Annotated in this window: 14 protein-coding genes; all 14 read right to left on the bottom strand. The window is 45.3% G+C overall.

Translation table 11 applies throughout. From position 1 onward, the window contains the following. Positions 1–120: 120 nt before the first annotated feature. Positions 121–762: a TetR/AcrR family transcriptional regulator gene (locus J0X21_RS00445; RefSeq protein WP_206808543.1), complete on the bottom strand. Its 642-nt coding sequence runs from the start codon at positions 760–762 to the stop codon at positions 121–123. A 324-nt stretch (positions 763–1,086) separates the two neighbouring features. Then, positions 1,087–2,436, bottom strand: coding sequence for an MFS transporter (locus J0X21_RS00440; protein WP_328811925.1), 1,350 nt, complete (start codon positions 2,434–2,436; stop codon positions 1,087–1,089). 204 nt (positions 2,437–2,640) lie between these two features. After that, a complete protein-coding gene (locus tag J0X21_RS00435; RefSeq protein WP_206808542.1) occupies positions 2,641–2,892 on the bottom strand; it encodes a hypothetical protein in 252 nt (83 codons plus the stop codon). A 53-nt stretch (positions 2,893–2,945) separates the two neighbouring features. Next, the gene (locus J0X21_RS00430; RefSeq protein ID WP_206808541.1) at positions 2,946–3,662 is read right to left on the bottom strand and encodes a DUF3784 domain-containing protein; all 717 of its coding nucleotides are present in this window, start codon (positions 3,660–3,662) and stop codon (positions 2,946–2,948) included. 126 nt (positions 3,663–3,788) lie between these two features. Next, the gene (locus J0X21_RS00425) at positions 3,789–4,535 is read right to left on the bottom strand and encodes an SDR family oxidoreductase (RefSeq protein WP_206808534.1); all 747 of its coding nucleotides are present in this window, start codon (positions 4,533–4,535) and stop codon (positions 3,789–3,791) included. Between the two features lie 27 nt (positions 4,536–4,562). Next, entirely contained in the window at positions 4,563–5,315 is a 753-nt protein-coding gene (gene nfsA, locus J0X21_RS00420; protein WP_206808533.1) for an oxygen-insensitive NADPH nitroreductase, read from the bottom strand. Positions 5,316–5,340: 25 nt separating this feature from the next. Next, positions 5,341–6,342 (bottom strand): zinc-dependent alcohol dehydrogenase, encoded by a 1,002-nt coding sequence (locus J0X21_RS00415; protein WP_206808532.1) that lies wholly within the window; start codon positions 6,340–6,342, stop codon positions 5,341–5,343. 7 nt (positions 6,343–6,349) lie between these two features. After that, positions 6,350–7,054: an ABC transporter ATP-binding protein gene (locus tag J0X21_RS00410; protein WP_206808530.1), complete on the bottom strand. Its 705-nt coding sequence runs from the start codon at positions 7,052–7,054 to the stop codon at positions 6,350–6,352. Next, a complete protein-coding gene (locus J0X21_RS00405) occupies positions 7,047–7,769 on the bottom strand; it encodes an ABC transporter ATP-binding protein (protein ID WP_206808528.1) in 723 nt (240 codons plus the stop codon). Before J0X21_RS00405 ends, J0X21_RS00410 begins: the two co-directional genes overlap by 8 nt. Beyond that, on the bottom strand, positions 7,753–8,763 hold the full coding sequence (locus J0X21_RS00400) for a branched-chain amino acid ABC transporter permease (RefSeq protein ID WP_206808525.1): 1,011 nt from the start codon (positions 8,761–8,763) through the stop codon (positions 7,753–7,755). Before J0X21_RS00400 ends, J0X21_RS00405 begins: the two co-directional genes overlap by 17 nt. Next, positions 8,760–9,647 carry a branched-chain amino acid ABC transporter permease gene (locus J0X21_RS00395; RefSeq protein WP_206808523.1) on the bottom strand — a complete coding sequence of 296 codons (888 nt, stop codon included), beginning with the start codon at positions 9,645–9,647 and terminating at the stop codon, positions 8,760–8,762. The genes J0X21_RS00400 and J0X21_RS00395 overlap by 4 nt, the downstream gene beginning before the upstream one ends. 144 nt (positions 9,648–9,791) lie before the next feature. Continuing rightward, positions 9,792–11,072 (bottom strand): ABC transporter substrate-binding protein, encoded by a 1,281-nt coding sequence (locus tag J0X21_RS00390; RefSeq protein WP_206808521.1) that lies wholly within the window; start codon positions 11,070–11,072, stop codon positions 9,792–9,794. Positions 11,073–11,107: 35 nt separating this feature from the next. After that, on the bottom strand, positions 11,108–11,866 hold the full coding sequence (locus J0X21_RS00385) for a glucose 1-dehydrogenase (protein ID WP_206808519.1): 759 nt from the start codon (positions 11,864–11,866) through the stop codon (positions 11,108–11,110). Between the two features lie 14 nt (positions 11,867–11,880). After that, a complete protein-coding gene (locus J0X21_RS00380) occupies positions 11,881–13,035 on the bottom strand; it encodes an iron-containing alcohol dehydrogenase (RefSeq protein WP_206808518.1) in 1,155 nt (384 codons plus the stop codon). Positions 13,036–13,052: the final 17 nt, after the last annotated feature.

Here is a 13,052-nt window from a genome sequence, read left to right as displayed (position 1 = left end):
ATTTTTGAACCGACCGTACATGAAAACTCCAGGGAAAAACAACCTCCTTTCATTTTCGTACCCCACTGCAATGCCTCTGCGGCTATAATGAAGCAGCACCCCCCCTTTTGTTACCTCTTGTTAGCTCTTTACCCGCGGCAGCAATCCTTGCATGGCCAAAGTTAAGGCAGTCTCCAAAGCCTCTTGCGGCATCTCTCTTTCTTCCCACAATACCCAGCGTCTTCCTAAGAACTCAGCCATCCCGATCAGTGCATAAGCAACAGTTTCTGCATCTAAATTACGAAATTCTCCTGAAGCCATTGCCCCTTCCAACCCTTTAATGTACCCTTGGGCAAAGCGGCGATAATACCATTTATATAATTCCTCGTCTACAAACTGGGCCTCTTGTACAATCCGGTAAAGATTGCGGTGTTCCTTGATAAAAGCAAAAAATGCGGCTAACCCCCGTTCTTCTGCTTCCATCCGGTTTTTCACACTTGTTACTGCCTGACTTATTTCTTGACGCAAATTATGGCTCAATTCCTTAACCAGTTCCTCAAATATGTCTTTCTTCCCCGGAAAATATACATAGAATGTTCCCTGGGCCACTCCGGCTTTCAGGGTAATATCCACTACAGATGTGCGAAAGTAACCTTTGGTCCCAAAAATTTCTTCCGCCGCCGCCAGCAATTTTTGCCTTGTTGCTTCCCCTCTGCTCGTTTTCGCCTGAAATGACTTACTTGTAATATTCACTTCTTCAAGACCCCAATTCTTACCTGACACTTTATTCACTCCATTTGCAATAAAACTTGTAACATGAATCAACTCTCAACTTCAATATACTGGGAAATAACATTGAAGTCTATAAATTGAACCTCAACGGTTGGATTTTGTACTTGAATTGAAGTTATTGCTGCTTGAACAGAAACTTGACCCAATCAGAAAGGCCGCCGTAGTATTATTCGGCGGCCTTTAATTGTAGTCTTTAGATTTCAGCCATGTCCTCACGAGCAACGTGTAATATCGTAATCTTATGCTTGTTTATTATGTAGTCCTCTAATATATACTCTGACGTGATCTATCCTGCAAGCCGGCGAAAAGAAAATATCATCTCGCTGCCTGCGAAGTCTCCGCCAGCTCTTCCAAACTCTTGCCTTTGGTCTCGATGCCTAAAATAAGCACTGCTACTGCCACCACCGCAAAAACGGCAGTCAACATCCCAAACACATAGGTGTATCCCGTTACCTTACCATACGTCTGATAAATGACCCCTACTGCATAGGGTGCGGCTATCATCCCGATTCTTCCTACGGCAGCCGCCCAGCCGGTACCGCTCCCGCGGGCCACCGTCGGGTACATTTCCGGTGTGTAGGCGTAGACTGCGCCCCATGCTCCCAGGCTAAAGAAATAAAGAAGCGAGCCAAAGATAAGGATCTGATTGATCGTCACACTTTGCCCGAATAGATAAGCAGCCAGCGCGGTCCCCGCCAAATAAATGACCAGCACCGCCTTGCGGCCGATTTTTTCAATCAAATAAGCCGCACTGTAATACCCCGGAAGCTGGGCCAAGCTCATGATTAAAGTAAACTGCAAACTCTTAATCAGCACAAAGCCTTTCCCGATCATTAGTGTGGGTATCCAAAGCACAAACCCGTAATACCCGAAATTGATCCCCAGCCACAAGATCCAAAGCACCAAGGTGCGCCGCCGGTAAGCTGGAGACCATAATTCCAGCAACGAGAGCCGGCGGGATTTGGGAGGAGCCGGACTTTTTTCATGGGCTTTCAGAGGGGCCAGTCCAGCTTGACTCTCCATCCGGCTTACGATTGCATCCGCTTCCCCGATATTTCCAGTCTGCTCCAAATACCGGGGAGATTCCGGAACTGACCGTCTCAGGTAAGCTGCGTATAAGGCCGGTACTGCTCCTAAGAAAAAGGCAACGCGCCAGCCATAAACGGGAATGACCATATAAGCAATCAAAGCGGCCAAAATCCAGCCCCAGGCCCAAAAACTTTCTAAGAGTACAACCATGCGCCCGCGGGCCGTCGCCGGAGAAAACTCGCTTACTAAAGTTGATGCTGCCGGAAGTTCTCCCCCTAAGCCTAAACCGGTCAAAAACCGGAAAACCAAAAGCATGCCGAATCCTTGAGCCAATCCGGAAAGCCCGCTGGCTACCCCATATAAAACGAGCGTTAAGAGGATCACCGTCCGCCGCCCCCACTTATCTGAAGCCATGCCGGCCAGTGCTGCCCCTATAGCCATGCCCACGGCCCCGGCACTCCCGAGAAGCCCCAGCTGCGACGGCTGGAGCTGCCACTCACTTCCGATGGCAGCCATCACCCCAGCAACCATCCCTTGGTCCATAGCGTCAAAGAGCCACCCAATCCCGGTAAAGATGAGAACCTGCCAGAGCATGCCTGTAACCGGCAAACGGTCAATCCGTTGTGAAATATTCACTTGATCTCTCCCCCATATTCACAAATATGTACAATTTGTGTATATTTTAACCGTTATTACCTCTTAACTCAACACGGACAGTAAGTATTTTTTCAATTCTTTATAGAAAATAAATATGCGTAAAAAAATATGACACAGATTCCCATCGGGTCTCTGCGTCAACAGTCTCGTTTCGTTCCATATTACTTTTATATCGCCAAAAAATCAGAACGTCCGAAATCCATTAATACTCCGATTGACCAAGAGATCTAAGAGCGGTCCTATGACATAGCTTAAGAAAATGCGGAAACCCTCCGCTAAGACTAAGGTTACGCCGAGACGGAGAAGGAGACGGCCCCAGCGAGACGTTGAACGGCGTAAAATCCCATCATAGTCCAGAACAGCGGCGGCACTCCAACCTAAGACCAGACACAAAACGAAAAACCCGTAAGTTAGCCAAGTCGTAAGATTGAGCACGCCCCCTCCCCCCTCTCATGAACATCTTATGAGGAGGGAGGAGGTTTTAGACGTTACCCGTGCCAAAACAGCAGGATATTTTGATAAAGATCCTTTGTCCTCTGCCCATCGCTAAAATTTATCAGGTAATACTGTCCTCCCCGGGTGTATATTAAAACGTATGTATTCTGCTTGATATTAAGGAATAACTTGACCTTGCCGTACTGCAGGGTATCAAAATTTCCTTTTAAGATTTTGCCGTTATCCAGCCCGCTGGTTTTGCGCAGGACGTTGGGAATTCCTTCTTTTAGACTCACATTTTTAATCTCGTTAAGGGGAATTTGGGTGCCATACATTCCGGTGACCTTAATATTTTCGGCGCTGACAATCACGGTTTGCTCACGGCTGCCCCAGATGAGTAGGCCGATAATGGCTACGAAAATCACACTGGATATACCGACCACGATTAGCGCTGCCTTACGCCCCTCGCTACTTGGAGTGTATCTTTGGCTTTTAATCGTACCGAAGACGGCCGCCGGAAACACGAACAGAATCACTGCAATGGATGCGGTGCGGTACCCCGTTAGGCTTAGCACAAAGCTAATGATAAAGATTCCGGCAAGCCCAAACAGCAAATTACCGGTGAGATTGCCCAAACGTTTGATGTCCACTTTATCCTTCTCGGCTGCCGACAAGGTATTGTACCCTGAAATAAGCCAATACCATTTTCGGTATTTGACTAAAATCCCGATGACGATCAGGATCAGGGCAACCCCTAGGATAATATACATAAAATATCGCTCCTCTCATTAAAACAGAAACCGCTAAGATCAATTCCCAGCGGTTATATCCAGAGCAGGTATTTCCTATATTTTACATCTGTAGTAATCGAAATTCAACACTCTTCTTTTACATTCCTACGCCATAACCCAACCACCATCGACATTAATGACTGCCCCGGTAATATAAGATGCCTTATCACTGGCTAAGAACTCGACCACTCCGGCGACATCTTCCACTTCTCCAAATTTACCTGATGCTATCTGGGCTAAAATCAATTCATTGTCCTTTGAGCTTACCCCTTCCATCATTTCAGTTCTTATTCTTCCCGGGGCAATCGCATTAACAGTTATCCCATACGGGGCCAACTCTCCCGCCGCAGCTTTCGTCAGCCCGATTAACCCTGCTTTGGTCGCAGCATAATGGCTTCCTGTAATATCAATATAGCTTTTGGCAGCAATTGAGGACATGTTGATAATCCGCCCGAATTTCTGTTCGATCATGAGCGGGGTAACTAACCTTGTCATATAGAACGCCCCATTCAGGTTAATCTCTACAACTCTTTGCCACTCACCCGGGTCCATCTCATATATCGGAACTTTATTGCCCATCTTTTTAGGAGATATGCCGGCATTGTTCACGAGTATATCAATTTGACCATAAACTGTTTTGACATCTGAAATAAACCTGGAAACCAAATTGTAATCGGAAACATCACATACATAGTAAGAAGAAGATTGTCCGATCTCCTCTACGGCCTGCCGTGCCAGGTTTTCATCAAAGTCATTAACAATAACATGGATTCCCTGATTAACCAATCCTTTAGCGATTGCTTTGCCAATGCCCCTGCCCGCACCCGTAACAATCGCTATCGAATTTCTCATTGGCGTATCCCCCCACCCCATCAAACCTTATTTTAAGGTAAATCCTTTGTCTTCTAAGAATTTCTTCATATGCATTCTGCGGTTTTCGCGATAAAAATCCGCCATGGCTTGCGACCAGTTGCTTTTCTTGTTATTGCTTAAACGAGAAATATAATACTGCTCCATGATCTCGTCATATTGGTTAATGATGACTGGATGTTGTTTCTGATCATATTCGTCTACTTGAAAAACACCTTCAAGCGGTAACCTGGGTTTTACTATTTGTTCTTCGGCCGGTATGCCTAAAGCCATACCGAATACCGGGAACACTTTATCCGGGAGACCGACAATTTCGCTGATTGCTTCAGGATTATTGCGCACTCCTCCGATATAGCAGCCCCCGTAGCCCAAAGATTCAGCAGCCGTCAGGATATTTTGGGCAATCAAAGACGCATCAATAATTCCTACTATAAAATTTTCCAGCGTATCATAGCGCATCTCGACCCCTTGTTTAGTACACGCGACTTCCAATCTCTTCATATCAACACAGAAAAGCAAAAACACTGCACTTCCGGCAACAGTATCGAGGTTATTTGCCAAAGCCCCGATTTTTTGCTTCCTATCCTCATTGGCGATGTGAATTACGGAATAGGCTTGGACAAAATTAGATGAAGGAGCTCCTTGCCCGGCCTTGATTATCTCCACTAAATCGTTTTCAGGAATTGGATCCTTTGTAAACTTTCTGATCGAACGATGATTCTGCATTATTTTTATTGTCTCTGTCTTGTTGTTGCTGTCCAAGACTCCCCACCTCAACTTTAGCAATCTAAAGCACCAGAACAGGTTTAAGCACTTTCTGTTCCATTGCATCTTCAAAAGCATTTTTCGCATTATTCAATTCATAAAGGGATACCAAACTTTCCAGCTGTGAGCTGAACATGTCTAAGATCTCAAATGCCCGTGTATAATCCTCCGGCTTCGAACCATAGCTTGTCAGCAGTGCCCATTCATTGCGCACCGCTTGCGTAAGGAAAAGGTCGGTGGAGCTTTCGTAGAGGGCCACGAACACCGCCTTTCCTCCCTTTTTGAGACTCTGCAATCCGGGATTGACCGCTCTTGAGGATCCCGAACATTCAAACAGAATGTCCACTTGTTCCCGAAGGTTTTCACCCTCATCCACTGTAAATGTCTCAATCCCAAAATCTTGCGCAAGGCTTAAGCGGGCTTTGTAATCCCGTTTAAGTCCGGACAATCTGACTTTTGCCCCTAGGGCTTTACAAACGAGTGCCACAAAAAAGCCGATTATACCCGGCCCCTGTACCAGCACAGCATCTCCATTTTTCACCTGACCAACAGTTTCTACCGCGTGCACAGCAATCGTCATCGGCTCAGTGAGAACAGCAATAGCATCCGGCAGGTTTGCCGGGATCTCCTTCAAGTATTTGAGCTTGCACTTCACATATTCGGCCATGCCCCCATCAAAGTGCAATCCCATAACTTGCGTATGCTCGCAGATATTTGTTCTTTGCTCCTGACATTGTGCGCAGGTTCCACAATGTTGGATTGATTCTGCCACCACTTTTTTGTTCAACCAATTTCCTGAATCCTGTCCTAAGGCTGAGACAACTGTCCCAACAAGTTCATGACCCAAGATACGCGGCATCTCCACGAATTCATATCCAGGGGCGTGATGATACGCATGCAGATCACTTCCACAAACCCCGCAGTACCCAACTTTTATCAGGGCCTCCCCTGGCGCCGGCTCAGGCAGTGCTACATCCTGAATGATCAATTCCTTAACATTGGGTGTTTTTATTAATGCCTGCATGTTTGACCTACTTTCCTAAATAAGCCTGATGCAAAGTCGGATCATTCGCCACTTCTGAAGCTTTCCCGGATAAAGCAAGCCGGCCGTTCTTGAGAACAAAGGCTGAATTTGCAATGGCCAGGGATTGCTTGACATTTTGCTCCACGAGCAAAATGGTGATTCCCCGTTTTGAAATCTGGGTTAACACTTCAAACAATTGCTTCACTACAAGCGGCGCGAGGCCTAGTGAGAGTTCATCTATCATTAAAAATTTGGGATTTCCCATTAAACCCCTGGCAACAGCACACATTTGTTGCTGCCCCCCACTCATTGAACCGGCCAACTGTTTTCTTCTTTCCTTTAAGATTGGGAAAAGTTCAAAAACTGTCTCGAGATTTTGCTTGAAGTTAGCCCTTGCCCTTTTGGAATAGGCCCCTAACTCTAAATTTTCTTCAATCGTCATATAAGAAAATAGCTTGCGTCCCTCCGGAACCTGAACGATACCCATCTCAACAATTTCATGAGGATCTTTTTTCTGGATTTCAGTTCCTTCAAAAAGAATCTTGCCGGATGATAATTTTTCAAGTCCCGATATGGCATTGATTGTAGTTGACTTCCCGGCTGCGTTTGCTCCCAAAAGTGCGACAATTTCTCCTTCTTTTACTTCAAGATTAACATCCCAGAGAGCTTGAACTTCACCATAAAACAAATTCATCGATTCACACTTAAGCAATGGTTATCTCCTCCCCGAGGTAAGCTTCAATGACTCTCTTGTTATTTATAACTTCCGTTGGGGTTCCTTCTGCAATCTTTTCTCCATGCTGAATCACAATCACCCGATGGGACAATTGAATAATTACTTCCATGATGTGCTCGATTACGATGAGGGTAATTCCTTCTTCCGCCAAACTTCTGATTAACGGAATGATCTCTTGAATTTCACTTGTGTTAAGGCCGGCCATCACTTCATCCAAGAGTAAAAGTTCCGGTTTTGTCGCCAAGGCTCTGGCTACTTCCAATCTCTTTTTGTCCGCAATCGTTAAACTTTTGGCTGTGACGTCCTTTCTATGGATTAAGCGCACTTTTTCCAAGACATGTTCCGCGAATTCCCTGGCTTCTTTCCTGCGGGAAAGACGATTATAAGCTCCGGTCTGCACATTTTCCAAAACACTGATGTTCCCAAAAGGTTTAACCTCCTGAAATGTCCTGCCAACTCCTTTCTTGCAGATCAAATCTGGCTTTTGATTCGTAATATCCTCACCTTTAAATATGATCTTACCGGCAGAAAGGGGAAGGGCTCCGGAAATAAGGTTAAAGAGTGTGGTCTTCCCTGCTCCGTTAGGTCCAATAATTCCCACTATCTCTTGCTGTTTCACATCAAAGCTAACATTATTAACAGCTGTAACTCCTCCGAAATCTTTTCTGGCACTGTTAATTTGCAGTATCAATTTTTCCAGCCCCCTTTCTGTCCGTACTCACTTTTAAGCCCCGTTTTTTCACTTGATTAGTAATGGTCGGCAGAATTCCGTTGGGCATCCAGGAAACCACAATTATTAGGACAATTCCGTAGATAAAAAAGTTAAGTCCGTTTAAGCTGGAAAACGCCGATCTCATGATTTCGTTTAACGGAACTAAAAGGACCGCTCCCACAATAGGCCCGAAGATAGTGCCCATCCCTCCGATAATAGACATTAAGGCGATTTGGCTCGAAAAGTTAATATTGAACACTGCTTCCGGTTCGATAAACAAAATGTATTGAGCATAAAATACGCCGGTTAAGGCAGCTAATCCGGAACTGATCAGCATCGAATACATCTTGTACCGAGTGATAGGAATGCCCAAAACTTCAGCCGCATCTTCGTTTTCCCGGATAGCAATAAAATAGGATCCCATTTTTGAACGGTCGATGAAAAAGGTAATTAAGATAATTAACAGGAGCATCCCCAGAGCTATAAAATAATAAGGTTCTTTCGTACGAAACATCATCGTGGCTAAACCAGGCTTAAACGGTATGTTGATACCCATGGCACCGTTAGTAAGCTCTTTCCAAAAAGAGGCTATATATCGAATTACCTCGGAAAACGCCAGGGTTGCGAGTGTAAAGAACGGCCCTTTTAACCGAAACGCAGGGTAACCGATCAGAGCGCCAACAGCCATGCTCATGATTAAAGCAGCAATAATACCCAGCCAAGGTGAAACTCCCATTTTTACTAATAAGAGAGTCGAGGTATACGCGCCGAGGCCGAAAAAAATCGAATGCCCCAAAGATAATTGACCGGCATATCCTGCCAAAATATTCCATGAACCACTGAGTGCTGCGTAGAAAATAACCATTATGACAATATTCATATAAAATTTATTCTTAAGAAAATTGGGCAGAGCGAAGGCTGCAATCAGTAAGATAAACAGAAAGATTGATTTTTTAGATAATAATCCTCTCATTTCAACCCTACCTCCTCTGAACCTTTCCCTAAGCTAAATAACCCTGAGGGCCGAAACAGAAGGACTAAGATAAAGATGATAAAATACACTGCCTCTTTAAGTCCCGGAGCAATTACCACACCTGCTATCGCTTCCACCAGACCAATGATTATTCCTCCAAGAAAGGCTCCCAACATGCTGCCCATTCCACCCAGGACAACGACTACGAAAGATATCAAGACAAAGAGTGTTCCGACTGTTGGGAAAACGTAGTAAATCGGTATTAATAACGCACCGGCTAAGCCTACAATTGCCGAACCAATTGCAAAGGCCAGCAGATAAATTCTCTTTACGTTTATGCCCATTAAAGCTGCTGCTCTTTTTTCCATTGCTACAGCCCGAATGGCTTTCCCAACCAATGTTTTATTCAAAAACAGATACATTCCGAGTGCCACGATAATAGCCACGATAAACGCAATTAACCTAGGTATGCTAACTGCCACTGTTCCCACATTAATCACAGCGGTCTGATATGCTGTATGCACACTGCGAAAATCTGCGCGCCAAAGCATTAGCGCAAAGTTTTGCAAAGCAATGGACAGTCCCAGCGTAACAAAAATCTTCACCGTTGCTGAAGTATTTAAAATAGGTTGGATAATAATTCTTTGGATAAACAATCCGAAAACGAATAAAATCAGCACGACAAGGAGGGCGGAGACATAAGGGTCAAGACCCCAAACACTATATAAGAAAAAACTAAGATACATAGCCAGCATCAAAAACTCCCCATGGGCAAAGTTAATAATTCTGACTACTCCTAAAATTAGATTCAGTCCCATGCTGATTAGGGCATAAATGCCTCCGACTAGAATGCCGGAAATTAAGACCTGGATAATCTCGCCCATCGTATACCTCCCTTTATGATTTACTTGTTGTGATGGAGACTTTGAATCTTAATGCAAAACTAACAGCTTATAATAAATTTCCCTCTGCCTAGATATTTGTTAGAGACAGGGGAGAGATATACTCCCCTGTCCTAATTGAAGACACTATTTTCTTTCGCTCCATTTTAGCAACGGAAGTTTGGGCTCTTGCACTGCCGCTTCTTTCGGCCATACTGTGACTAATTTCCCGTCGGTCCATTGCGTGACATAGGCCTTACCTAATTTGTTCTGTCCTTTGTCGTTAAATTCCACGCCCCACCCGGTTTCAGATTTTCCGGGTTCTAATTTATAACTCCTGGCTGCCGCCTGAATTTTGTCCGGATCTAAGCTTCCAACCTGATCAATGATATTTAACAGGACATTCATGCCCATAAAGTTAGTCACTGAGTGGCCCGAACGGGGTGCCGTTCCATACGTATCCTGATATAGCTTGACAAACTCGTCCAGCCCGGGGGTAAAAGATTTATTAATTTCATATTGGGGGAAGTCAGCGTTAAGTATGCCATTTGCGTCCGCGCCCAGGGCCTTCTGGAAGTCTGTCATCGTGTGGCCTCCACCGGATCCGATAAATACCGGAACATCAAAACCTAACTCCTTGGACTGCCGGGTCAAGAGAATTGCATCATTAAGATAGGAAACCGCAATTACGACATCCGGCTGAGCTTTCTTCAAATTCAAAATGACTGAAGAGAGGTCAACTGAATTCATGTTATAAGCCTGATTCGTGACCACATTCAACTTTTCTTCTTTCGCATATTTTTCAATAAATCCGGCGACTGTCGTGCCATAGAGAGAATCTTCATGAACCAGCGCGATTTTTAAATCAGTAAGATTCTTGCCTAACTTCGCCGGTACTACTTCTTTAATAAAACCGATTTCAGATTGGGCAAATTGTGAAGAGGTTGGATTCGTTCTGAATACATACTTGTATCCCCGGTCGGTGATAGGATCAGATATAGCCCCGAGTTCCCAGTACACAACTCCGTTTCTTTCAGCCACTTCACTTGCAGCCATCGAAAGAGCACTCGAATAAGAGCCAATAATTAATTGGATATTTTCCTGTGAAATCAAACGATTGGCCTGGGATTGAGCGGCATTGGCATCAGGTGAATCGGCTTTGCTCAATTCAATCTTTTTACCGCCGGCTACCCCGCCTTTTTGATTGCGTAATTTCACCGCTAGCTCAGCACCGCGGAAGCTTTCATCCCCCAAAAGAGCTGCCCCACCGGTAAAGGGATAGATTGCGCCGATCTTTAACGTTTCTCCACCACCGCTTGCCGACTGAGATCCGCCGCTTGCCGACTGGGATCCTCCGCTGCCACACCCGCTTAGAAATACCAACATGATGACTAAGACGAGGGCTAACACACTTTTGACTTTTCTCATTAAAATTCCTCCTCTTGAATTTATGGGTAACTGACTTAGGAAGCCAGCCAACCACCATCGACATAGATTGTTTGACCTGTTATATAGTCCGAAGCACTTGAGGCTAAGAAAATTGAAACCCCGGCCAAATCACTTTCCTCACCCGTTCTGCGCATTGGTATTCTTGAGATGAGCCACTGTCTTCTGGCTTCATCTTCAAATACGGGCTTGGTCATTTTTGTGCTATAGTAGCCGGGCCCGATTGCATTGACTTGAATACCGGCCTCTGCAAATTCAACAGCCATCGCTTTCGTAATTTGGGATACCCCTCCTTTGCTTGCTCCATAAATAGCCATGTCTTTCAAGCCTATTTCACTTGTCAGAGAAGCAAAGTTGATGATTTTGCCTTTCCCGTTTGTAACCATATGGGGAATCACTAGTTGACTGGTTAGGAGAACACTCCTTAAGTTAATGTCCATGACGAAGTCCCAGTCTTCCGCTTTAATCTCCAGAAACGGGCGGCGAACATTTACGCCTGCAGCATTCACAAGAATATCAATGTGTCCCTGTTCTTCTACGATTCTTTCTACAAACATCTTCATGGTATCAACATCGCGAACATCAAGGTCTTGATAAAAACTTTTTCTGGAGAAGCCTTCGATTTCTTGGCAAACCGTTTTAAGTTCATCTGCGGTGCGGCTGGTTACTGCCACATCCGCACCTGCTTCCGCAAGCGCCAGCGCGACACCGCGGCCCAAACCCCGGCCACCTCCGGTAACAAGTGCTGTCTTACCTGTTAAATCGAACAATTTCATGTACTCTATCTCCCCTACATAGCTCGTTCATATAATTGAATGATGTCTTCAATTTGGGTTTTTCGCGGGTTCACGGCGATGTTTCCGCTCTTCATCGCATCTCGCGCCATCTCTTCTATTCTGCTGCTCGCAACCTTGAAATCTGAGAGGCGCTGCGGAATACCGACATCAAGCGAAAGTTTTTTGAAAGATTCTACGGCTTTCCAAGCCTTCTCAATCAGGGTTAAATTCTCAAGGACTTCCCCCATGTCTGCGGCGATATCTGCAAATAATTCCGGAACTGACAAAGCATTAAATTCCATGATGTGAGGCATTAAAATAGAATTCGCAACTCCATGGGGCACTCCGAACATAGCGCTGACCGGATGACTCATCGCGTGACAATTCCCTAATCTTGTATTGCTAAATGCCAAGCCTGCCAGAAGACTTCCCATGAGCATGTTGTCCCGTGCCACTAAATTTTCCCCGTTGTACACGGCTTGGCGCAGATTGGCGCTAATCATGCGAATTGCCTCTCGGGCCAATGCTTTGGAAAGAGGAGAAGCCATTTGAGAGGTGTAGGATTCAATCGCATGAACTAAAGCATCCAGTCCGGTTGATGCGGTGACCTGCTTCGGCATCGTGGTTGTCATTAACGGATCTACCAACGCCCAGCGAGGTGCCAGCTTATAACCTGCAACCGTAAGCTTATATTCTCTGTCTGTGTCAGTAATCACGGTGAAAACAGTCACTTCACTGGCCGTACCTGCAGTCGTAGGAATAGCAATCAAGGGAAGTATCGGCTGGGCAAACTTGTCAGCCCCCTCATATTCCGCGATGTTACCGCCGTTTGTTGCCAACACTCCAACTGCTTTTGCTACATCAATTGCACTCCCGCCGCCGACAGCAACGATGACTTCAGCCTTGATTCCCGTAAGTACTGATAAAGCCTTTTCGCAGGTTCCGATTGAGGGATTAGCTTCAACCTGATCATATACAGCAACCTCCAAGCCTTCCGGTATCCGTTTTTTTACGTCCTCCAAAAGTCCTGCTTTTAGTATCCCGGGATCCGTTATGATCATGATCCGTTGGAATCCCTGTTGGGTAATAATTGAAGTTAATTGATCAACCGCATTGAACCCGTAAATTACCTCGGTTGGGTTTTTGAATGATGCGAAAGGGAAAGCCATTTTTCCAACACTCCTTC

It is taken from the genome of Paradesulfitobacterium ferrireducens, from assembly GCF_017310645.1.
GTDB lineage: Bacteria > Bacillota > Desulfitobacteriia > Desulfitobacteriales > Desulfitobacteriaceae > Paradesulfitobacterium > Paradesulfitobacterium ferrireducens.
This window is presented reverse-complemented; position numbering and strand designations above follow the sequence as displayed.

Coding starts and splice junctions, on each gene's coding strand:
- J0X21_RS00430 (WP_206808541.1), bottom strand. CDS start 3,662: ATGTATATTATCCTAGGGGTTGCCCTGATCCTGATCGTCATCGGGATT.
- J0X21_RS00425 (WP_206808534.1), bottom strand. CDS start 4,535: ATGAGAAATTCGATAGCGATTGTTACGGGTGCGGGCAGGGGCATTGGC.
- J0X21_RS00415 (WP_206808532.1), bottom strand. CDS start 6,342: ATGCAGGCATTAATAAAAACACCCAATGTTAAGGAATTGATCATTCAG.
- J0X21_RS00400 (WP_206808525.1), bottom strand. CDS start 8,763: ATGAGAGGATTATTATCTAAAAAATCAATCTTTCTGTTTATCTTACTG.
- J0X21_RS00395 (WP_206808523.1), bottom strand. CDS start 9,647: ATGGGCGAGATTATCCAGGTCTTAATTTCCGGCATTCTAGTCGGAGGC.
- J0X21_RS00390 (WP_206808521.1), bottom strand. CDS start 11,072: ATGAGAAAAGTCAAAAGTGTGTTAGCCCTCGTCTTAGTCATCATGTTG.
- J0X21_RS00385 (WP_206808519.1), bottom strand. CDS start 11,866: ATGAAATTGTTCGATTTAACAGGTAAGACAGCACTTGTTACCGGAGGT.
- J0X21_RS00380 (WP_206808518.1), bottom strand. CDS start 13,035: ATGGCTTTCCCTTTCGCATCATTCAAAAACCCAACCGAGGTAATTTAC.